Source organism: Methanococcus maripaludis, from assembly GCF_002945325.1.
Taxonomy (GTDB): Archaea; AGJL01; Methanococci; order Methanococcales; family Methanococcaceae; genus Methanococcus; species Methanococcus maripaludis.
In genome coordinates, this window is sequence record NZ_CP026606.1 from 748,270 (window position 1) to 766,060 (window position 17,791).

The following is a 17,791-nucleotide window of genomic DNA, read 5'->3' on the forward strand; positions in this document are numbered from 1 at the left end:
GTTCTTAAATTAACAGCATCCACCTGCTCCTTTTACTGCCAGGTATTTTCCGCTGAAAACGGATTTTTTAACGATGATATATACTTCGTTTAATACCTGTCTTGCCATTTTGTCGATAAAGATTCTAAACTCTTCATCGTAAATTTTTTCATCTGTTTCAAGGATTTTACTTGCTGTGTCAATCCCGAATTTAGGACCCCCTCAACCAAATCCTTCGAAAAACACGATCAAGTCTTTTGAACCCGTATCGCTTATTTTTTCGTTTATAAATTCCATTGCTTCTTCAGAAATTGTTACAGGGATCATACTATCACCTATCTGTACATGAATATATTAGATTTTCTAATATATTAATATATAGCGGAAGTGTGTTTCGGAGGATAAAAAGATAGATATATATAAAAATTCAGCGAAAAGTAGTTATTATATCCGTTAATTTACAATTCATACTTATTAATTTAAATTTTGGAGGCAATTATATGCAACAAATGGTTCCAGCATCAGGATACGATAGAGCAATAACAATATTCAGCCCTGAAGGAAGACTTTATCAGGTTGAATATGCTAGAGAAGCAGTGAGACGAGGAACTACTGCTGTAGGAATTAAGTGTAAAGATGGAGTGGTTCTCGCAGTCGATAGGAGAATTACAAGTAAATTAATTGACGTTTCATCAATTGAAAAAATATTTCAAATCGACGACCATATTGTAGCTGCTACATCAGGTTTAGTTGCGGATGCAAGAGTTTTAATTGATAGAGCGAGAATCGAAGCTCAGATGAACAGGGTTTCTTATGGTGAAGCAATCACTGTTGAAGCACTTGCAAAAAAAATCTGCGACATTAAACAGGCATACACTCAACACGGTGGTGCAAGACCATTTGGTTTAGCACTTTTAATTACTGGAATCGACAGACACAGTGCAAGACTGTTTGAAACTGACCCAAGTGGAGCTTTAATAGAATACAAAGCTACAGCAATTGGTTCTGGAAGGCCTATCGCAATGGAAGTTCTTGAATCAAAATACGACGAAAATATGACTGTTAGCGAAGGAATGGAATTAGCACTTTACGCTTTAAGTAAAACTACTGAAGAATTAAAGCCTGAAAATATTGATATGGCCATAATAAAAGATTCTGGAAAATTAGTTGAAAAAATAAGTGTTAATGAAATTGAAAAAATCGTAAAAGCAGTTTACGAAAAAGTTAAGGCTGAAGAAGAGGAAGCTGAAAAAAATAAAGGCGAAGAAGATAGTGAATAAGTTAAATTAAGATAAATTGAGAATAAATACCTGAAAAAACCCAAATTATGGTTTTATTTAATGCGGGGAAAGGTATATAAATAAAAGAAGGGATAGATATGGTGTCATTGGACAATGCTGTTATAGCAAGGCTTCAATCACATGGGGAAAAATTCGAAATACTCGTGGATCCATACTTGGCAGCTAAATTTAAAGAAGGACAGCCAATAGGCATCTCAGAAATCTTGGCCGCTGAAACGGTTTACAAGGACTCTGGAAAAGGAGAAAAAGTTCCAGAAGACGTACTTTTGAAGATTTTTGAAACGTTAAATCCTTTGGAAATTGCAGAACAGATACTAAAAAAAGGAACTGTTCAATTAACAGCTAACCAGCGAAAAGAAATACAAGAACTAAAAAGAAAGCAGATCGTGTCGATAATTTCAAAAAACACGATAAACCCCCAGACTGATACACCTCACCCGCCTAAAAGGATTGAAAACGCTATGGAAGAAGCTAGACTCAGTGTTGATATTTACAAAAGCGCTGAAGAACAAATTCCTAAGATTATTAAGGAATTGAGGAAACTTTTACCCATTAAGTTTGAAAAAAGGGATGTTGCAGTCAAAATTCTTGGAGAATTCGCTGCAAATGCCTACCACACACTTCATGAATATGGCGCAACTAAACAGGAAGAATGGTTGGGCGATGGTTCGCTTGTTCTTGTAATCGAAATTCCGAGTGGTATTGAAAACGAATTTTACATGCATTTGAACAAACTTACAAAAGGAACTGTTCAAACTAAAGTACTTAAAAGATATGAATAATCAATTTACGGATAGAAACAGGTGAAATAATGGTAGAATTTAGCCACACTAAAAAAATTGGTTCAGCAGGAAGATTTGGATCAAGATACGGTAGAAAAATCAGAGTAAGATTAAGAGACGTTGAAATCAAACAAAACAAAGATTACAAATGCCCTGTTTGTGCATTCCCTAAATTAAAAAGAGCAGGAACCTCTATCTGGGTATGTGAAAAATGCGGTGCAAAAATCGCTGGTGGAGCATACACTCCTGAAACTGGTGCTGGTAAAGTTGTTACAAAAGCAATCAGAAGAGTTATTGAAAGTAAAAGTAGAGAAATCTAATTTAATTATTTTTAAACCATTTATTTTTCATTTTAAGCTTTTTTAGGTGATATTATGGCAGAGTACAGATGTTCCAACTGCGGAAAAATCGTAACTCTTGATGAAATAGGATTAAAAGCTAAATGCCCTCACTGTAGTAACAGAGTTTTGATAAAATTAAGACCTAAAATAGTTAAAAAAGTTCAGGCAAGATAATGATAATTACGACTTCCAGAAAACCTTCTCAAAGAACCAGAAGCCTTGTAAATGATTTAGCGAGGGTTTTTAATTTTAAAATATTAAACCGAGGAAAAATTCCTCTCTCCGAGCTAATCGAAAATAAGGACGATATGATAATTGTAGAAGAACTAAAAGGAAACCCTGGAAGGCTCAAAATATTTAATTTTGAAAATAATAAAATTCTTTCTATGAACTTATCCTTAAAACTTCAACGGGAAGTTTCAGGAAAAGCATTTAAAAATTCTGGAAAACTGGGTTCAAAGTTTGATAAAAATACTGAACATTTAAAAGAATTCTTCTTTGAATACTTATTCAAAAAATTGAGTAATTATAAGGAAGAGAATTCTGAAGTTGTAATTACCTTTAAAACGGTTGATGAGTCCACATTTTACATTGAAGTTCACAAAGGCTCAGAAAATATGGGTCCGAGTTTGAAAATAAAAACTGTAAAAATACTCGATATTGAATAGTGTTATTATGACATATCCCAAATTTACATTAAAATTGACTTTTGAAACTCCAAAAAAAGCCAGAATTATTTATGAATCTGTTTATCCAGAACATGTCGCATCGCAAGTTCGATCAAAGTGCAAAATGGACCTTTTTGAAAATTCAATTATTATTTCGTGCATTTCTGACGAATTGAGTATCTTAAAAGCGTCTATTTATTCATATATTCGTTGGATAAAAGTTGCAGAAAGTATATATAAACTAACAGAAGATGAATAATAATTGGTAAATAAAATTAGTTTAAAAATAAATTAAACCTAAAAGAGGATTGAAATCATGGAATTACCTGCAAACGTTCAAAATCAATTAATGCAATTCCAACAACTCCAGCAGCAGTTACAAATGATAATGTACCAAAAACAGCAGTTTGAAACACAATTAAAGGAAATGGAAAAAGCTATTGAAGAAATGGAAAAATCTGATTCCGAAGAAGTATTTAAGATGGCTGGTGGAATCCTCGTTAAAAGAAACAAGGCTGAAGTAAAAGAAGAATTAAGTGAAAAGATAGAAACACTCCAGTTAAGAGTAACTACCTTTGAAAAACAAGAAGAAAAAATGCAGAAAAGATACACTGAATTACAAGAAAGCCTCCAAAAAGTAATGGGTCAGGGCCAATAAATTAATTTTTTACTATACTCTTTTTTAAGGTCTGTTTATGAAAAAAAAAATTGAAATATTGAAAGATTATCTAAAAAATGATGATATTATATTTCTATGTCACCATAACGCAGATCCTGATGCAGTTGGTGCTGCAATCGGTTTAAAACAGCTTGCAAACAGCTTTTCTAAGAAAAAATCAAAAGAAAAAAATTTAAAAATATCTGCAGATTCTGTAAGTAAACTTTCACGATCAATACTGAAAGAATTAAACGAAAAAATTGAAATTATAGAATATCCAAAATTACCAAAAACTGTTTTTTTAGTTGATACTTCTTCAATAAATCAGGTAACTGTAAATTCAGAAGAACTAACTAATTCAGATGTTATTTTAATAGATCATCACAAAAAAACCGATCTTATAAATTTCTGCAAATTTTATATTGTTGATGAAAATTCAACTTCAACTTGTGAAATTGTAGCAAATTTATTCAGAGAAATGAAGATTTACCCTCCAAAAAATATCCGAATAGGGCTTTTATGCGGTATTTTGTATGATACAAAACATTTGAAAATTGCAAAAGAATCAACCTTTAATATAATCTCGTGGTTGATGAAAGATGTATCTTTTCAAAAAGTACTTTATCTTTTAAGCCAAGAAAGTGATCCAAGCAAAAGAATTGCACATTTAAAAGCTTGTAGCAGGATGGAATTAATGGAACTTGATAGCTACACTATTGCAATATCCCATGCAAGTTCTCATGAAGCTTCCTGTGCAAAAACAATCGTAAGTATTGGGGCAGACATTGCATTTGTTGTTGCTGCAAGAAAAAGGGATCGAGAAATTAGAATAAGTGTGCGCTCAAGAAAAGCAATTTCAAAAAAAATCCACATGGGGGCCCTTATGGAAAAAGTTGCAAAAATTTTAGATGGGCAAGGTGGAGGGCATGCTGAAGCTGCTGGCTTAAATGCCCCTTGGAACAAAGAAAAAACTAAAGAAGAAGCAGTTGATTCTGTTCTTTCTGTCTGCATTAAGTCTCTTGAAGAAGAATTAAGTGGTGTAGAAAATGTCTGAAAAAAGCCTTGAAAAAAATGAAATTTTTGATTCATACTTTAAAAATTTAAGTGATCGGGAAAGAGCAGTTTTTGAAGGGGGTATTTCACTTGGAGCACTTTTCCACCAATTTGTTGGAACACCTGTTAGCGAAAAAACTAAAAAAAGTTTAGAAATTGCAATGTCTGAATCTTTGAAAAACCAGCCATTTATTGAAGATGTTTCTGTATCAATTGTTGGAATAATCGAAGATGGAAAATATGTTTCATTAACTGGCGAAATGCTTGATGTATCCCTAACTGTAAAAACTGAGAAAAACCGTGCTCTTTTAAGATTAAAATACATTAAAGAACTCGATTATCCATTAATGTACGTTGAAAAAATTTAAAAGGTGAAACTCATGAAAGTTGCAGTTCCAATGGATATGGACACAATTTCAGACGCTGATTCTGCAAAATATTTTTTAATATTTAAAATTGAAGAAAAGGAAGTTGTTGATACAAAAACACTATTAACTCTTGAAGAAATGTTAAAAGAAAAACCAAATGCAATTATCGTAAACAAACGCGAAAAATTTAATGGAAAAATGGAAAATTATTTTTGTGAAAAAAACGATGTTGACGTTTGCATTTTGGAATTTATCGAAGGAAATTTAGAAAAAATTGAATAAATTTTATTTTTATTGATATCCTTTTAATTTTAATCCATAACCGTACTCCCAAGATTTAAAATCTTCTCCTGCAAGCATGTCGATTATTGATGGGTAATTATCCGCTTCTTCATAGTACAGGTTATAATCACTTCCCAAAACATACCGGGTACCTTCTGCTCTTGGGGGCGTTATATAATTTATTCCTACTGTTTTTGATAAAGAGTAAATATTTGTTGTTGGTTCTATTGAAGCATATTTCCTAACACGGAAATTATCGAAATAGATATCATAAGCATCTATCAAACTTCCTCCTGAAGTACCCAGTTCAAAATAAGTTCCGTATTTCTCAAGATTCTCTTCTGAAATCATCCAATCGGGTTCATTGTCAGATATATAATCTTCCAAGGTACAATATTTTGCCTGAATATCGTCATCTAAAACTTCCAATTTAATTGTATACCATTCATTTTCAAGAGGAGCATTGAAGAAATCTGTTCCAACGTATGTCCGAAGTACATTATTATAATCAACAGGATATTCTTTGGAAAGTCCGAAGAAAATATCGAATACTTTCAAATCCCATATTAAATTGGATCCAGTAAGGGTAAATAATGCGCCATGTACGCTACTCATGTCAACTGAATAAAAAGCATCAGGGTGGGTTGTAGTTTCTGCCAAATATTCAGGGTCTGCAAAAAATCCAAGCATTGTATAAGGGCCAGGAGTGCTATCATGGAATGCAAAATAACCCATTGAATCAACTTCCACAATATACTCACTTAAACTTGTATTTTCTGTGGAGATCATTCTGGCAATGTCTGGTGCATCCTGACATGTTATAATATTTTCATTATAAAGACTGTTTGAATATATATTTGAATTGGAAATATACTCCCAATCCCCCCTGTAAACATTCCATTTTGAATAGAGTGAATTACTATCCTCAAAATCATCAAACATTTCAAATACTCTATTACCATTGCTTTCTGAAATTTTTGGATATGTTGACAAGATATATACTGACGTGTTTATATTCGCATCCAATATTGGAACTTTTAACCACAACACTGATGTTCGATCATTGTCATCGTCACTATAATCCCATACTTCAACCCAATAAGGGATATAATTCCCATTTTCGTCATAAAATCTAAGACCTTCTCCAGTAGGTTCTATTGAATAATCAAAATTAGAGTCGTTAAAAACCACTTTTACCTGAAAATCATACAGTGTTTCTGCATTAGGATTAGATACGTTTATTACTCCGACATATGTAGGTTTTATGTAATGGTAAGCATCCAAAACCGTTTTTACAGTGGAATATTGAAATGAAGAAATATTTTCTTCTTTGATAACGCCTTTGTTTCCTTGGATTTTATAATACAAATCATAATCCAATTTAAAGGTGAACCCGTCAACCATCGTAATATTTGTCATGCTAAAATTATAATCGATAGTATATCCTAAATTAGAATATTCTTCGCTTACATTTTCAAGATAATCCTTCACTATTATATCTTCCGTCCCATTTTTTAAATACGCTAAAGTATAATTAGTAGACTCAAAAAAAGGGTCTCCTGAAGGGTTGTTATTATAATTGTCGATTACTTCCAGCTCTGCATCATTTAATACTCGGTTAAACACTGTTGGAAGAGAGCTTTCGATTATGTGTTCTAAGGAAGAAGATTTTAAGTCTATTGAAGACGCTTCCATTTCAGTTAAAACTTGATTTTTTTGCAAATCCAATGTATTATATGTTAAAGTGGCAGTCAGTAACAATAATAATACAAGAGTTGTAGTGCTTTGAGAAAGATACATAAATTACCACCTTAGTTACCATATACTTTTAAAGAAACTTCGACGGGTTTACTGTTATTAAAGTAATAAATTGCTTTTTTGTAATCTCCTGAAACACTTTGGTATGCTTGTGTTTCTGAGATTTCAGGGCCTTTTATAGTAATACTACCCCCTTCATCCCATGCTACCCCATACCATCCTTCAGACCTATTCATAATCACAACGGAAGATACAATAACAATATTTTGATTAGATTTACTTCCTTTACTGAATACTACTTGATCATCCACAATAAAATCGTAGTTTTTAACATATAGCCTATTTGATAAAATGGATTCTGCAGTAGAATCTTCATTATTATTCCACAATAGTAAGGCTGTTTCAACAGTTCCATCAGTGATTATCGCTTTTAACTGGTAAGATACCTTATCATGCAATATATCTGATTTTATAACATCCTGATATGCTCCGGAATGTTCCACCAGCGATGTCGTAAAAAACGCCATTCCAATTGTAAGTATGACTATTGCAATGACCAAATCCATGTCAAATATCATTTAAAACACCTTAATTGTTCATACTAAGAATACATGACACATTATACTGCTTTAATTTTAAAACATATATTGTAGATGCTTCATCGTAATTTAAAGTTAAATCTACATTTGTAGCGGGGTCGGTACTTAATAGTTTTACTTCATTTGGTTCATAGTACTCCCAAGCATGCGTTGAAATAACTTTTTCAAAGTCGGTTAGTTTGTCACTAGTACCAAGTGAAAGTTCGTAAGGCACACCATTTACCATAAATAAAGCTGTGGTTGTAGCACCTGCCTTTGCAGTTATATTTGATATCGTTGAGGGCCTTCTTGCCGCAAAATACAGTATTTCCCCGGAACTGATGTTTTCGGTTTCTGAATTACTATTTGAATATCTCCAAGTTTTTACTGGAACATATAAATTTCTAGTCATTACATAGGTATCAGGAACTATTGTATAAGTATAATTTACATCAACCAAATTTACATTTGAAAAAGTGTAACTTGGAACCCCCTCAAAATGGTACTCTGTAACATCTACGGCATTTTGACCGGTATTGTAACTTAAAACTTCATAAACATCAACCAGAACATTTTCAGCATATTTTCTAACTTTTATATTGTCAAACCAGAATTCTTCACTGTGACTACCCTGCCCGGTTCCGATAAGAATGTGTTTTCGAGTACTTGAATAACTTGTAATTTCACAGGTTGTATCGAGCATAGAATCTAAGTTATAATTCGGATTTGTGTCTCCCAAATAACCATTAAACAATACCCAAAGTGAGGCTTTGCAAATTTTATCCTCATCTCCACCAACATTTTTATCTTCTTGTTCTAAAATTAATTTTTCATAATACCACTGATTGTCTTTTGTAAATATATTGGATAATACCGCGTTTGAATCTCCATTTTCACATATCGCAAAAACTTGATCATAACCATTAAATGAATTATAATAGTTATTACCTCCGTTATCAGAATAAAATCCAAGCATAGTATCAGGGCTATCCGCACTTCCACCAGTAGCTCCCGTATGCCCCTTAACAAGCGCATCCAAAATGTAAATGTCCCCATCAACAACAGATAATGGATCATCTGAAACTGCTCTTCTATACTCGATATCACTTGCTTGAAGGTGTGCTACATGATTGGTACCAGAACCTCCATTATAATAGGAAAGATCTGAATCTGTTGAAATTTCCCAATCGCCTCTTACAATATTCCATTTGTCATTGAAGTTTCCATCCTCAAAATCATCAAAGAATATAAACGTGTCCTCTCCGTCACTTGAATATGACCCGCCCTGGTTTCTTTTTAACAATATAGGCGTTGTTATCTCGCCAGGAAGGCTGTCAACTTTCACCCAGACTCTTGCTTCGTCGTTATAGTCCCATGTTTCGATCCAGTAATGAAGTTGAGTGTTTCCTTGCCAAAAACTGAGCCCTGAACCATCTGAGGAATAATCAAAATTAAAATTTGAAGGATTTAACGTTACGAGCACCTGAAAATCTGTAAGATCCTGAGTTCCGGGATTTGTAATATTTATTTCATAGTACCACGATTCATTGTATAAAAATTCCTGATCCATAGAATATGGATCAAAAGTACCAGGAATTGTTTCTAAACCAGAATATCTTTCAGAAACAGCTTTTAAAAACCTCAAATAATCAGGAACATAAGAATTCGAAGGAAATTCATGCATTTTAAATATCATGTCTGAAATTAAATTGCTTTTTCAAATTGTTCCATATCTCTCTTTTGTTCCTGATTAGTAAGATTTACGTGGGTAAATGTAAAATAACCCATGTAAAATACAGCTATAAATAAAATTACAACTGCTACAGCTTCATAAGTAAAGATGTATCCTTTTTTGGAAGTTAATTTTGATTTTAAAGTCATTTTATCCCTTTCTTCTCATCAAACATATCAAACATAAAATAAATACTAAAAAATTTACATCTGAGGATATTGGAAGTTTTATTATCGAAACTTCATGTTCTGTGATCTTAAAATTTTCTAAAACATAATATGGGCTAGAATTTTCGGTTTTCCAGATATTTGATTCTATTTTGAGTTCATTACTCCCATTTACCAGATAATTTGTAATATCGGTTTCGTTTTCTGATTTTTTATACGCGCCTGATCCAGTATTTGAAAGATCTTTTGAATATTCATGGATATTGTGGCCATTTACAAAAATCTTAACATACATTCCTTCTTGAAGATTTCCATAGTGAACATAACTAAGTTTATAGGTATAATTCTCTACTTTATCGATATTAAATGTTTCAGTTTTAGATTTTTCATCCACATTTACCTTATAATAATCAGAATATGAATATACTGAGGAAATTAATAAAAAAATAGAAAATACGAAAAAAAGATTATTGAATAGATATTTGTAATTTTTTTGTAACATAAAAATCCCCAAAAGATATGTTTACAGTATTTGGAGGGATTGAATTTACTGAATTGTTAACATTACTACTGGATATATTAACAACTCCATTATTATCGGGATCGGGACTAAATATAATATATGTAGTCGAATTTACACTAATTGTCTTATTTGAAATCATAATTGTATAATTTAGGTTACCCACTGGCTTAAAAGTTGCATTTATGGCAACATCTTTTGAATATGCTGTGATTGCATAATTTTCGAAATTATCAAGTATTGCATGCCCCCGTTCAACAGTTTCAGACTCTTTAAATGATTTTGCCATGTTTAATACATTTTGACCAGTAAATGCAAAAATTAATAATAGAAAGAGCATTGCGAGTATAAAATCAAAAGAAACCTGTCCTTTTTTAGTTGATGTCAATTTGAACATACTCATCCATCCTTGTTAAATTAACTGTTAATATCTTCAATGAAGTAGTTTCATGAGTAAATGAAGTGCTTCCAAGCTTATTTTTTAGAGTTACCGTAGTATTTGTTGAAATATTATAACCGTCCCCAGATATCGAAATTGACCTATTATTAATCTCCCATTTTGAAATTGGGGATTTAACATAAACCATCTTTGATGAACCCGGATCCGATACCGAAAGCAATTCAACACTGCTCTTAACTTTTGAAAGTGCAGCATGCGCCAAACTTGCCGAAGATAACTCTACAGATTTATTCAATCCAAAAATTCCTGGAGTCATTGTAGATACAACAACCGCTACAAGAAGTGCTAAAAATAATACGATAAATTCTACTGAAACCTGTCCTTTTGACATATCAACATTCCTCAAAAATTAAAAATAGGTAGTTTAAAGCATCCATATATCTTTGGTATTTTCTTCTTCATCATACCAATACATTTTGTATGAAAAACTTAATTCTTGATTTGATGAAGTAGTATATACGAGTGCAGGGACATCAAATGTTTTGTAAAACCCTGGGCCCAAGTCAAACACGGGAACTAGTGTGTTATCGAGCATTGTCGATCCATAACTGCTTAATTCGTTGTGATCACTTACCCAGTCAGAATATGAATCTACCCAGGTATTTACCGAATATTTACTTATAAATTTATCACAAGTGCTGTAATCCTTTAATACAATTGGTGCAGGTATCAAAATACTCAGCACATCTGTATCGTTTTTGACTATTGAGCCTTTCACATAAAGTTTAAAGTTATCAAGCCCTATTTTATCTTTTTTGGATGCAGGAATTATTTCACTTAAATCAATGAGTTTTGTTTTCGGATACGCTGCAGGGCCAGATATCTCCATTGTTCGAACCACTTCATCGTCATCTTCTTCATCGTCATCTTCTTTTGTAGTTAATACATCAACCCTTGTAGAATACATCTTTATATTTGCAGTCGTGTAAGGGGGGATCCAAAATCCTTCCTGTCCATTTAATTCTGATTTTGGAGTGATATCAAATGTAACTGGATCGGTAGACTCTTCTTCGTCGTCATCGTCACTCTCACCATTTGTTAATTCCATGAAATTTTTTGAAGATTTTAAATCTTTCTCGATATATTCAATTTCTTCTGGAATCGTTATGAATACGGAATATGGGTATTCGTTTGTAATTTCTCCGGTTAAACTCCAGTATGTATCCAGGGTAGCAACTGTAGTTTCAGAATGTGCATTTGGAATTATTGATATTAAAAATAAAAAAATAGTTAAATATTTTATATTAAGCATTTTCATCAGTTACCACCTGCTGCTTTTACAATGAATAGGTCCTCACTGTTTACTGCAACCAAGTTTGAAACTTTTTCGGTCGGTACTGCAACTATTAATAAGTAATTTACATTTTCATCAAATATTTGAGTGTTGTCTTCAATTTTATTAAGTCTTTCACCGTAGCTTCCAAATTTATCGATGACTGTTCCGATATCTAATTTATCAGCAGCAGTTGCATGAAGAACTCCTGGCAAGTTATTAAGGGTGTATGAAATTGATGAAGTACTTTCAACTGTTGATTCACTTCCCTCGTCGTTTACGACATTTGATACGGATCTTTCTTCACTATATCCTATATCTGGGAGAATCACGTAAGATGAATCAATTACTGCATAAGCAATAGGTGCTTCAGGAGTATTTTTGTTGTATACCAATATTGAATCTCCGGAAAGTGGTATTTTACCACACTGTCTTGAAGATACAACAACTGTAAGTTTATTTAAGTTAGATACTGGAGTTACCCTAAATTCTTTGAGCTGCATTATGCCCATTGAATCAGTAATTTCTAAAACGTCGTCTTTTGTCATGAAATATTCTTGACCAGACATTTCAACATAAAAGTATGAATCTCCAGACGATATTGTTTTTTCAAGCGATTTTTCAAGAATTTCTTTAACTTCTTCTTCCACGTTTGACTGTTTGAACAGCTCATCAACTTCTGCAGTTGAATTTGCAGCATTTATTTTTCTTTCGAGTTCATTTGCCTTTATACTGCTCCCATAATACTCCCCATACATATCCTTAATCTGATTTATGGCCAGAGTCTTATACTGCTTTATTTCCAAATATTTTTGGGCATCATCCAAAATACGTTCGATATTTTCCTCATCTTGACTTTGCTGTAGTTTAATCACATACGCTATTTTCTGAGGATCATTTGGATACTCAAAGAATAATTTGTCAATTGTATCTATTGCAACCGCCCTGTTATTTTCTAATTCTTCAAGTTCCCTGTTTTTTGCAGTGAAATAAATATTGTAAACCTCAAAAATCACAATAACCGAAACCACAATAACTAGTGCCATCCTAAGCTGTTTCGGAGGTATCCTAGAAGATTTTTTTGATTTAGATTTCAAACTCTTCAATTTACCACTATACTCTTCAGCAGGCATAAACTCCCTCCTTCCTGAAATTATAACAATGAAATAATAAATATGGATATTAAATATATTGTCAGGATCTTTTAAATATATTTTCTATTGTCTTCAAAATATCTATTTTAAAATTTAAAAAATTATTAACCTGACCAGGCTATGCTGAAATCATATTTTGTTGTATCTATATCCTGAGTCTCTACAACGTAATTTTTCACAAAAACCCGAGTATTAACAGGAACTGGTGTTGTATTTGAAATATACACAGTTATATTTTCATAATTATTACCTGCATTATCCCAGGTCATCCCTGCATAAATAAGTGTTCCCTCGGTTTGTGTCCCATTATATCCGGAATTTACGAGTGAAACCGCAGTTTTTGCACCCAAATCAATTTTATCAAGTGTTCTAGTTCCTTCGTCAAATGAAGAAGTTAAAAAATACGTAATTGTTATTGTAGATATCAAAAGTATCGAAAGAACGATTATTGAAAATTCAAAAGATATCTGACCCCGATTAGAACGTTTAAACATGTTATCCCACCAGATAATTTATAAAGCCCATATTTAGTAGGGTAATTACACAGTAAGCAACAAGCACAAATGGAACAAACGGATACGTAGTTAAAACATTTAATTCCCCGCCGATTTTCCCTTCATTTTGCAGTTTATTTAATAATTCCAGATTTTCATCCGAAAGACCTTCTCCATCAGTCATTAACGATTTTCCTTCGAGTTTACCCATTTCTCCATAAATCATGTGCTTGAAACGCTTCAAAATATTTGCATTTTCAACAGTTACTTCGCCATTTTCTTTTATTGTTACAATGTCCCGAATTATATCTCCCTCTTTTAAATCGCTGATTTGTTTTTTTGAAGATATTTCAGCACCTGTTAATGCGTATATTACCAGAGAAATTAAGGAAAGCTGTCCAATATACACAAAAAACGAAATAAGAACATTTTCGGATACAAAATACGCAGGATTGAGTAAATAAAATCCAACCAAGTAAATAGGCGTAATATATCCAAGTTTATTAGATATAATTCGATATTTTGGAATTTTTCGGGAAATAAATATCGATAAAATTATGTAAATCCATAGTATTGTCTTGGTATTTCCAATAGAATATATTTCTGTAATTGAAACTATTATTCCAATAAGCATTGCAAGATATGCGGAAGATGGAACAATATCTTTCCAGTAATTTTTTAATATTTTTGTCATCGGAAAAATTGCCGCAAACAATGCGCTTAAACCGATTAATATTAAAATATTTTTCGGAACGAAATATATAGTTTCTGCTGCAAAAAGAGGAGATAGTGCCGTAAACATCTTAACGTCTCCACCACCCATGCCGACCCCAAGAATTAAACATAAAATTAACGTTGCAAAAAACGAAGTTATGGCATCAAAACCAAAAAAATAATACCCGAGTGGTAAATTAACAATTAACATTAATATAATTACAAAATGGGGAATTATTCGCTCTTTGATATCAGTATATGTTGCAGTCAGTATCAGTAAAAAATTAAATAAATAAACTCCTAAAATTAAATTATCAAATCCAAACATGGTTTTTCCGCCCTTAAACTGAATTATCCTTTCCAAGTTTTTCTTCAACTCGCCTTTTTATATTCATTAAAATTTCATGATTATCAATAAATTCGATCGAATCATTTATGTTCTTATCTTTAGTAAGTTCTGTAATCTCTTTTAAAACTTCGGATGCGATTTCTGGCTTATGAATCCAGTTGCATTTCATACAGCTCCAGATTAAAGATCCGTCTTTTCTTTTTACAAATTCGCCCAAGTTTTCATCTTCACAGGGGTAAAATGGGCAGTAGCACCAAAGGCACGATTGATTTTCATAGTGGCATGGATAATATTCGCAATCCCTATTTGCTCCGCAGAGGGATAGAACTTTTTTTAAGTGGTCTTTTGCTAAATCTATCATATATGCACCATTTTCATTTATCGAATGAAATATATAGTAATTTAATCTATTTATTGTTTTATATATGCCCGAGGTGAATTAATGAAAGATCTAATCGCTCTTGCAGAGGAAATTAAGGACGAAAAATTAAGAAAAAAAGTTATTGAATATATAAATAATCCCCTACCCAAACATCCTGAAATTGAAAGTACTGGAATAACAATTGAAAACTCTCCTGCGAGCGTTAAACGGCATCATAAATACCCCGGAGGACTCCTTGAACATACAATTGCGGTTACAAAAATGGCTGTAAAAATGGCAGAAGCTTTGGAAGAAACATATGGAATTGAACTAAACCGTGATTTACTCATTTCTGGAGGAATACTCCACGACCTTATGAAACCGCAAAATTATCAGTTAAAAGATGGAAAATTCGACCATCTTTCAGATTTTCACCTTGATCATTTAACACTTGGAATTGCAGAACTTTACAGAAGAGATTTTCCACTCGAAGTTATAAAAGTTGTAGCAAGCCACCACGGAGACCACGGACCTGTAAGTCCCGATTCAATTGAAGCATGGCTAATTCATCATGCAGACAATGTAGATGCTGCAATTAATGATATAGGAATTAGAATATGTCAGGCAAGATCTAGGGAGTTTGGAATTGATGATTCACAAATTTATAAAATAGTTACCCCTTTAAAACTTTATGAAATGCGTAAAAAATTAGGAAAAGATAAATTAAAAGAATTTTTAAAGGAAAAATTAGAAATAAAGGATGAATAATTAATTTATTTTACTTTTAACTTTGAAAACAGGTGGAAAATTGATAGAAATGGTTAATATCCACAAAAAATTCAAAGAGGCCCATGTTTTAAAAGGAGTAGATTTAAAAGTGGCTAAAGGAGAAGTTTTAGTAATTGTCGGCCCAAGTGGCAGCGGAAAATCTACACTTCTTAGATGCATTAATGGACTTGAAAAAATTACTGAAGGACATATTTTCTTTGAAGGGGACGATATAACCGATAAAAAAGTAAATATCAATAAGATTAGGCAAAAAATCGGTATGGTATTCCAGCAATTTAATTTATTCCCCCATTTAACCGTTTTAGATAATATTACGTTTGCTCCGAGAAAAGTTTTAAACGTTCCAAAAAAAGAAGCGGAAAATTTAGCAAGAGAACTATTAAAAAAAGTGGGTTTGGAAGGAAAAGAAAATCAATACCCAATACAGCTTTCAGGCGGGCAGCAACAGAGAGTTGCAATTGCACGAGCTCTTGCAATGAAACCGGATGCAATGTTATTTGACGAACCAACTTCTGCGCTTGACCCTGAACTCGTAAAAGAAGTACTCGATGTAATGAAACAGCTTGCCTATGAAGGAATGACAATGGTTGTTGTAACTCACGAAATGGGTTTTGCAAAAGAAGTCGGCGACAGACTCATTTTTATTGACGATGGCCAGATTTTAGAGGACGGAAATCCCTCAGATGTATTTAATAATCCTAAAAATGAAAGAACGAAAAACTTCTTTGGAAAAATTCTATCACATAATTAATAATTTTAAAAATAAACATAAAATAAAATTAATATTTTTTTGAATGGTATTCAGATATTAAAACGACCAGATCTGAAAGTTCTGCATCTGTTTTTAAACCATAAGGATTGTAATGAACCCTTGTAACTTTAAATCCATTTTCTTTTAAATTTTCCATGATATCGTTTACCGGCGGAACCAGCTTTTTTATAAAACTGCAGAGCTCGTGAATATCAAAACAGCCTACCCGATTAATTTTTGATTCATTTGAAATCAGTTCTAAAATATTTACTGCTCTTTTTGAATAATTTCTAGTTTTAGCAGTATTTAATGCATTTTGAACGATATTTTTATCTGAAATGTCACCTAAATAGAATGGACCTGCGTATCCTTTTTCAGACCCTTCTTCAAATGTCTTAAATGATTTTTGTTCACTATCCTGCCGGATATACCCTAAATTTTCAATTGCAGAATCTGCTTTTCCGGCTCCCCGTTCTGTAACCATGAAAGTTCTTGCATAGTGATCCGTTACATGTGAAAATATCGGTTTTAATCCAATATCATATTTTGAAGCCATTTTTACAGCATATCCAATCATTAAACGTACTGCAAGTTCCTTATCGCCTTTTAAAGGCACCGCATTGTATTTTCTAATGCATGTTTTTCGGTATGCTCCGCATAATACCGCCGTATCTGTTGCAGTCATACATAAAAGTCCCCCTTTTGTGAGACTTGCCCTGATTCCACTATCTAAATAAGGAACCGGGGAACCAAATGGATCTAAATCAACTACATTAAATACTTTAAAGTTTTTTGAAAGAAGTACATTTGCATCTTCGTGAAATACTTCGACATTTTCAAGTTCATTTAATTTTAAATTCTCTTTTATCATTTTTACAGCGCTTGGATTAATATCTCCAATCGAAACTTTCAAATCCCCGTTAAATTTCAATTCTTTTGCGTATCGGATCCCTCTTGCACCACTGCCCCCGAGAGGATCGCACATTAAAAATTCATCTCTTTTGAAATCGTCTAAAAATGATTGAACAACTGAAACAGAAATATCCCGATTTGTTTCCATTACAGGATTATAAAATACAGTATCTTTCTTCGATAAAGTTGATTCCTCTGGAACCATCAGTTTTGTCTCGCCTTCACTAATTATTTTCATCCACTTCACCAGTAAATCTCCATAATTATCCGTTTTTAAGCTTATTTATATAATTAAAGCTCGAACTTCGTATCGATAATGATATATAGTAATCTTACTTATCCTATGA

The 17,791-nt window shown here is 32.5% G+C and carries 26 protein-coding genes; 12 read left to right on the forward strand and 14 right to left on the reverse strand.

Features of this window, described 5'->3' with window-relative positions:
* Positions 1-9: 9 nt before the first annotated feature.
* The gene (locus MMJJ_RS09495) at positions 10-306 is read right to left on the reverse strand and encodes an iron-sulfur cluster biosynthesis family protein (RefSeq protein WP_276329394.1); all 297 of its coding nucleotides are present in this window, start codon (positions 304-306) and stop codon (positions 10-12) included.
* 173 nt (positions 307-479) lie between these two features.
* On the opposite strand from MMJJ_RS09495, the gene psmA reads away from it, so the two are divergent.
* The 10 genes from psmA (at position 480) to MMJJ_RS04055 (ending at position 5,432) form a co-directional block, all read left to right on the forward strand.
* A complete protein-coding gene (gene psmA, locus MMJJ_RS04010; RefSeq protein ID WP_104837786.1) occupies positions 480-1,259 on the forward strand; it encodes an archaeal proteasome endopeptidase complex subunit alpha in 780 nt (259 codons plus the stop codon).
* A 98-nt stretch (positions 1,260-1,357) separates the two neighbouring features.
* Positions 1,358-2,062 carry a ribosome assembly factor SBDS gene (locus tag MMJJ_RS04015; RefSeq protein WP_104837787.1) on the forward strand — a complete coding sequence of 235 codons (705 nt, stop codon included), beginning with the start codon at positions 1,358-1,360 and terminating at the stop codon, positions 2,060-2,062.
* A gap of 29 nt (positions 2,063-2,091) precedes the next feature.
* Positions 2,092-2,382, forward strand: coding sequence for a 50S ribosomal protein L37Ae (rpl37A, locus tag MMJJ_RS04020; protein ID WP_011170193.1), 291 nt, complete (start codon positions 2,092-2,094; stop codon positions 2,380-2,382).
* A gap of 54 nt (positions 2,383-2,436) precedes the next feature.
* Positions 2,437-2,577 (forward strand): DNA-directed RNA polymerase subunit P, encoded by a 141-nt coding sequence (locus tag MMJJ_RS04025; RefSeq protein WP_011869173.1) that lies wholly within the window; start codon positions 2,437-2,439, stop codon positions 2,575-2,577.
* Positions 2,577-3,071 (forward strand): rRNA maturation protein, encoded by a 495-nt coding sequence (locus MMJJ_RS04030; protein ID WP_104837788.1) that lies wholly within the window; start codon positions 2,577-2,579, stop codon positions 3,069-3,071. Before MMJJ_RS04025 ends, MMJJ_RS04030 begins: the two co-directional genes overlap by 1 nt.
* A gap of 7 nt (positions 3,072-3,078) precedes the next feature.
* Positions 3,079-3,330, forward strand: coding sequence for a KEOPS complex subunit Pcc1 (locus MMJJ_RS04035; protein WP_013998692.1), 252 nt, complete (start codon positions 3,079-3,081; stop codon positions 3,328-3,330).
* A gap of 57 nt (positions 3,331-3,387) precedes the next feature.
* Positions 3,388-3,729, forward strand: coding sequence for a prefoldin subunit beta (locus MMJJ_RS04040; RefSeq protein ID WP_011170189.1), 342 nt, complete (start codon positions 3,388-3,390; stop codon positions 3,727-3,729).
* A gap of 37 nt (positions 3,730-3,766) precedes the next feature.
* Positions 3,767-4,783: a DHH family phosphoesterase gene (locus MMJJ_RS04045; protein WP_104837789.1), complete on the forward strand. Its 1,017-nt coding sequence runs from the start codon at positions 3,767-3,769 to the stop codon at positions 4,781-4,783.
* On the forward strand, positions 4,776-5,150 hold the full coding sequence (locus tag MMJJ_RS04050; RefSeq protein ID WP_104837790.1) for a dihydroneopterin aldolase family protein: 375 nt from the start codon (positions 4,776-4,778) through the stop codon (positions 5,148-5,150). The genes MMJJ_RS04045 and MMJJ_RS04050 overlap by 8 nt, the downstream gene beginning before the upstream one ends.
* 12 nt (positions 5,151-5,162) lie before the next feature.
* Complete coding sequence (locus MMJJ_RS04055; protein WP_104837791.1) at positions 5,163-5,432, forward strand: NifB/NifX family molybdenum-iron cluster-binding protein; 270 nt, start codon at positions 5,163-5,165, stop codon at positions 5,430-5,432.
* A gap of 9 nt (positions 5,433-5,441) precedes the next feature.
* Here the strand turns inward: MMJJ_RS04055 and MMJJ_RS04060 are convergent, their stop codons facing one another.
* From MMJJ_RS04060 to MMJJ_RS04110, 12 genes are all read right to left on the reverse strand, one after another.
* A complete protein-coding gene (locus tag MMJJ_RS04060; RefSeq protein WP_104837792.1) occupies positions 5,442-7,232 on the reverse strand; it encodes a DUF2341 domain-containing protein in 1,791 nt (596 codons plus the stop codon).
* An 11-nt stretch (positions 7,233-7,243) separates the two neighbouring features.
* Positions 7,244-7,768: a hypothetical protein gene (locus tag MMJJ_RS04065; RefSeq protein WP_104837793.1), complete on the reverse strand. Its 525-nt coding sequence runs from the start codon at positions 7,766-7,768 to the stop codon at positions 7,244-7,246.
* 10 nt (positions 7,769-7,778) lie between these two features.
* A complete protein-coding gene (locus MMJJ_RS04070; RefSeq protein ID WP_244901563.1) occupies positions 7,779-9,452 on the reverse strand; it encodes a DUF2341 domain-containing protein in 1,674 nt (557 codons plus the stop codon).
* Positions 9,453-9,472: 20 nt separating this feature from the next.
* Positions 9,473-9,649: a hypothetical protein gene (locus MMJJ_RS09430; RefSeq protein WP_244901564.1), complete on the reverse strand. Its 177-nt coding sequence runs from the start codon at positions 9,647-9,649 to the stop codon at positions 9,473-9,475.
* 1 nt (position 9,650) lies between these two features.
* On the reverse strand, positions 9,651-10,169 hold the full coding sequence (locus MMJJ_RS04075; RefSeq protein ID WP_104837794.1) for a hypothetical protein: 519 nt from the start codon (positions 10,167-10,169) through the stop codon (positions 9,651-9,653).
* Positions 10,135-10,584 (reverse strand): hypothetical protein, encoded by a 450-nt coding sequence (locus MMJJ_RS04080; RefSeq protein WP_104837795.1) that lies wholly within the window; start codon positions 10,582-10,584, stop codon positions 10,135-10,137. The genes MMJJ_RS04075 and MMJJ_RS04080 overlap by 35 nt, the downstream gene beginning before the upstream one ends.
* A complete protein-coding gene (locus MMJJ_RS04085; protein ID WP_104837796.1) occupies positions 10,562-10,978 on the reverse strand; it encodes a class III signal peptide-containing protein in 417 nt (138 codons plus the stop codon). The genes MMJJ_RS04080 and MMJJ_RS04085 overlap by 23 nt, the downstream gene beginning before the upstream one ends.
* A gap of 33 nt (positions 10,979-11,011) precedes the next feature.
* Positions 11,012-11,905 carry a hypothetical protein gene (locus MMJJ_RS04090; protein WP_104837797.1) on the reverse strand — a complete coding sequence of 298 codons (894 nt, stop codon included), beginning with the start codon at positions 11,903-11,905 and terminating at the stop codon, positions 11,012-11,014.
* Entirely contained in the window at positions 11,905-13,053 is a 1,149-nt protein-coding gene (locus tag MMJJ_RS04095) for a DUF515 domain-containing protein (RefSeq protein ID WP_104837798.1), read from the reverse strand. The genes MMJJ_RS04090 and MMJJ_RS04095 overlap by 1 nt, the downstream gene beginning before the upstream one ends.
* A 125-nt stretch (positions 13,054-13,178) precedes the next feature.
* Positions 13,179-13,568 carry a class III signal peptide-containing protein gene (locus MMJJ_RS04100; protein WP_104837799.1) on the reverse strand — a complete coding sequence of 130 codons (390 nt, stop codon included), beginning with the start codon at positions 13,566-13,568 and terminating at the stop codon, positions 13,179-13,181.
* 1 nt (position 13,569) lies between these two features.
* A complete protein-coding gene (locus MMJJ_RS04105) occupies positions 13,570-14,610 on the reverse strand; it encodes an A24 family peptidase C-terminal domain-containing protein (RefSeq protein ID WP_104838584.1) in 1,041 nt (346 codons plus the stop codon).
* A gap of 13 nt (positions 14,611-14,623) precedes the next feature.
* Positions 14,624-14,992: a cysteine-rich small domain-containing protein gene (locus tag MMJJ_RS04110; RefSeq protein ID WP_104837800.1), complete on the reverse strand. Its 369-nt coding sequence runs from the start codon at positions 14,990-14,992 to the stop codon at positions 14,624-14,626.
* Between the two features lie 81 nt (positions 14,993-15,073).
* On the opposite strand from MMJJ_RS04110, the gene MMJJ_RS04115 reads away from it, so the two are divergent.
* Complete coding sequence (locus MMJJ_RS04115; RefSeq protein WP_104837801.1) at positions 15,074-15,760, forward strand: HDIG domain-containing metalloprotein; 687 nt, start codon at positions 15,074-15,076, stop codon at positions 15,758-15,760.
* Positions 15,761-15,800: 40 nt separating this feature from the next.
* A complete protein-coding gene (locus tag MMJJ_RS04120) occupies positions 15,801-16,532 on the forward strand; it encodes an amino acid ABC transporter ATP-binding protein (protein WP_104837802.1) in 732 nt (243 codons plus the stop codon).
* 28 nt (positions 16,533-16,560) lie between these two features.
* On the opposite strand, the gene MMJJ_RS04125 is transcribed toward MMJJ_RS04120, so the two are convergent.
* Positions 16,561-17,682 (reverse strand): tRNA (guanine(10)-N(2))-dimethyltransferase, encoded by a 1,122-nt coding sequence (locus MMJJ_RS04125; RefSeq protein WP_104837803.1) that lies wholly within the window; start codon positions 17,680-17,682, stop codon positions 16,561-16,563.
* Positions 17,683-17,791: the final 109 nt, after the last annotated feature.

Coding starts and splice junctions, on each gene's coding strand:
- psmA (WP_104837786.1), top strand. CDS start 480: ATGCAACAAATGGTTCCAGCATCAGGATACGATAGAGCAATAACAATA.
- MMJJ_RS04015 (WP_104837787.1), top strand. CDS start 1,358: ATGGTGTCATTGGACAATGCTGTTATAGCAAGGCTTCAATCACATGGG.
- rpl37A (WP_011170193.1), top strand. CDS start 2,092: ATGGTAGAATTTAGCCACACTAAAAAAATTGGTTCAGCAGGAAGATTT.
- MMJJ_RS04025 (WP_011869173.1), top strand. CDS start 2,437: ATGGCAGAGTACAGATGTTCCAACTGCGGAAAAATCGTAACTCTTGAT.
- MMJJ_RS04030 (WP_104837788.1), top strand. CDS start 2,577: ATGATAATTACGACTTCCAGAAAACCTTCTCAAAGAACCAGAAGCCTT.
- MMJJ_RS04035 (WP_013998692.1), top strand. CDS start 3,079: ATGACATATCCCAAATTTACATTAAAATTGACTTTTGAAACTCCAAAA.
- MMJJ_RS04040 (WP_011170189.1), top strand. CDS start 3,388: ATGGAATTACCTGCAAACGTTCAAAATCAATTAATGCAATTCCAACAA.
- MMJJ_RS04045 (WP_104837789.1), top strand. CDS start 3,767: ATGAAAAAAAAAATTGAAATATTGAAAGATTATCTAAAAAATGATGAT.
- MMJJ_RS04050 (WP_104837790.1), top strand. CDS start 4,776: ATGTCTGAAAAAAGCCTTGAAAAAAATGAAATTTTTGATTCATACTTT.
- MMJJ_RS04055 (WP_104837791.1), top strand. CDS start 5,163: ATGAAAGTTGCAGTTCCAATGGATATGGACACAATTTCAGACGCTGAT.
- MMJJ_RS04060 (WP_104837792.1), bottom strand. CDS start 7,232: ATGTATCTTTCTCAAAGCACTACAACTCTTGTATTATTATTGTTACTG.
- MMJJ_RS04065 (WP_104837793.1), bottom strand. CDS start 7,768: ATGATATTTGACATGGATTTGGTCATTGCAATAGTCATACTTACAATT.
- MMJJ_RS04070 (WP_244901563.1), bottom strand. CDS start 9,452: ATGCATGAATTTCCTTCGAATTCTTATGTTCCTGATTATTTGAGGTTT.
- MMJJ_RS09430 (WP_244901564.1), bottom strand. CDS start 9,649: ATGACTTTAAAATCAAAATTAACTTCCAAAAAAGGATACATCTTTACT.
- MMJJ_RS04075 (WP_104837794.1), bottom strand. CDS start 10,169: ATGTTACAAAAAAATTACAAATATCTATTCAATAATCTTTTTTTCGTA.
- MMJJ_RS04080 (WP_104837795.1), bottom strand. CDS start 10,584: ATGTTCAAATTGACATCAACTAAAAAAGGACAGGTTTCTTTTGATTTT.
- MMJJ_RS04085 (WP_104837796.1), bottom strand. CDS start 10,978: ATGTCAAAAGGACAGGTTTCAGTAGAATTTATCGTATTATTTTTAGCA.
- MMJJ_RS04090 (WP_104837797.1), bottom strand. CDS start 11,905: ATGAAAATGCTTAATATAAAATATTTAACTATTTTTTTATTTTTAATA.
- MMJJ_RS04095 (WP_104837798.1), bottom strand. CDS start 13,053: ATGCCTGCTGAAGAGTATAGTGGTAAATTGAAGAGTTTGAAATCTAAA.
- MMJJ_RS04100 (WP_104837799.1), bottom strand. CDS start 13,568: ATGTTTAAACGTTCTAATCGGGGTCAGATATCTTTTGAATTTTCAATA.
- MMJJ_RS04105 (WP_104838584.1), bottom strand. CDS start 14,610: ATGTTTGGATTTGATAATTTAATTTTAGGAGTTTATTTATTTAATTTT.
- MMJJ_RS04110 (WP_104837800.1), bottom strand. CDS start 14,992: ATGATAGATTTAGCAAAAGACCACTTAAAAAAAGTTCTATCCCTCTGC.
- MMJJ_RS04115 (WP_104837801.1), top strand. CDS start 15,074: ATGAAAGATCTAATCGCTCTTGCAGAGGAAATTAAGGACGAAAAATTA.
- MMJJ_RS04125 (WP_104837803.1), bottom strand. CDS start 17,682: ATGAAAATAATTAGTGAAGGCGAGACAAAACTGATGGTTCCAGAGGAA.